This window comes from Trebonia sp. (assembly GCF_049794275.1).
GTDB lineage: Bacteria > Actinomycetota > Actinomycetes > Streptosporangiales > Streptosporangiaceae > Trebonia.
Genome location: NZ_JBARCR010001263.1, coordinates 1 through 1,619, shown reverse-complemented (window position 1 = coordinate 1,619; position 1,619 = coordinate 1). Strand labels below are relative to the sequence as shown.

Annotated in this window: 2 protein-coding genes; both read left to right on the top strand. The window is 72.0% G+C overall.

What is annotated here, in order from left to right:
• The coding region (locus tag WA805_RS30860; protein WP_425244092.1) for a substrate-binding domain-containing protein at positions 1-188 on the top strand (188 nt) is incomplete at its 5' end.
• A 19-nt stretch (positions 189-207) separates the two neighbouring features.
• Positions 208-1,619 (top strand): ribulokinase (gene araB / locus WA805_RS30855; protein WP_425244091.1); only part of this gene is annotated, 1,412 nt, incomplete at its 3' end.

Sequence of the window (1,619 nt, the reverse complement as noted above, 5' to 3'; positions counted from 1 at the left end):
CGCCGCTGACCACCATCCGGCAGGACTTCGGCGCGCTCGGCGAGCGGGCGCTGCACCTGCTGATGAGCCAGATCACGGCGGGCGGCGAGGCACCGTCACCACCGCCGATCGTGCCCGAGCTCGTCGTACGGTCCAGTTCCACCGCGCCGCAACCTGCCGCTGCCCCGCCCCTCGCGGGCCGGGCCTGAAGCTCCATAGAATACCGATGTGAGCGTTAACAAATCTGGTCCGGGCGGCCAGGACTCCTGCGTGGTCGGCATCGATTTCGGCACCTTGTCCGGGCGCGCCCTGGTCGTCCGCGTCGCCGACGGCGCGGAGCTCGGCAGCGCGGTCTGCGAGTACCGGCACGGCGTGATGGACGCCGAGCTGGCGTCCACCGGCCGGCCGCTGCCCCCCGACTGGGCGCTGCAGGACCCGGCAGACTACCTGGACGTGCTGCGTACCGCGGTGCCCGCCGCGATCGACCTGGCCGGCGTCCGCGCCGGCCAGGTGATCGGCATCGGCACCGACTTCACCGCCTGCACCGTGCTGCCGGTGCTCGAAGACGGGACGCCGCTGTGCGAGTTCGCCGAGCTCGCCGCCCGCCCGCACGCCTATGCCAAGCTCTGGAAGCATCACGCCGCCCAGCCGCAGGCCGACCGGATCACCGAGGTGGCCCGCGACCGCGGTGAGCCGTGGCTGGCCAGATACGGCGGGAAGATCTCCTCCGAGTGGCAGTTCGCCAAGGCGCTCCAGCTGCTCGAGGAGGACCCGGACATCTACCGGCTCGCCAAGCGGTGGATCGAGGCCGCGGACTGGATCATCTGGCAGCTCACCGGCACCGAGACCAGGAACGCGTGCACCGCCGGGTATAAGGGCGTCTTCCAGGACGGGCACTACCCGTCCCGGGAGTACCTCGCCGCCCTGAACCCTGACTTCGCCCGTTTCGCCGACGAGAAGCTCGCGCACCCCGTGCTGCCGCTCGGCAGCCGCGCGGGCTCGCTGACCGCGCGGGCGGCGAGCTGGACAGGCCTGCCAGAGGGCATCGCCGTCGCGGTCGGCAACGTGGACGCGCACGTCACCCCGCCGGCCGCGAACGCCCTCGCACCAGGCCAGCTGACGGCGATCATGGGCACGTCCACCTGCCACGTGATGAACGGGAGCCACCTCAGCGAGGTGCCGGGCATGTGCGGCGCGGTGGACGGCGGCATCGTCGCCGGCTCATGGGGCTACGAGGCCGGGCAGACCGGGGTAGGCGACATCTTCGCCTGGTTCGCCGAGCACGCCGTGCCGCCGGAGTACCACGCGGAGGCGCGGCGCCGCGGCATCGGCCTGCACGAGCTGCTGTCGGAGCAGGCGGCCAGGCAGCAGCCGGGCGCGCACGGCCTGATCGCGCTGGACTGGCTGAACGGCAACCGCAGCGTCCTCGTCGACCACCACCTGTCCGGCGCCATCGCCGGCCTCACGCTCGCCACCCGCCCGCCCGACATCTACCGGGCGCTGCTGGAGTCGACGGCGTTCGGCACCCGGGTCATCATCGATGCGTTCGAGGCCGCTGGACAGCCGGTCAGCGAGCTGATCATCGCCGGCGGCCTGATGCGCAACGAGCTGCTCATGCAGATCTACGCCGACGTGACCAA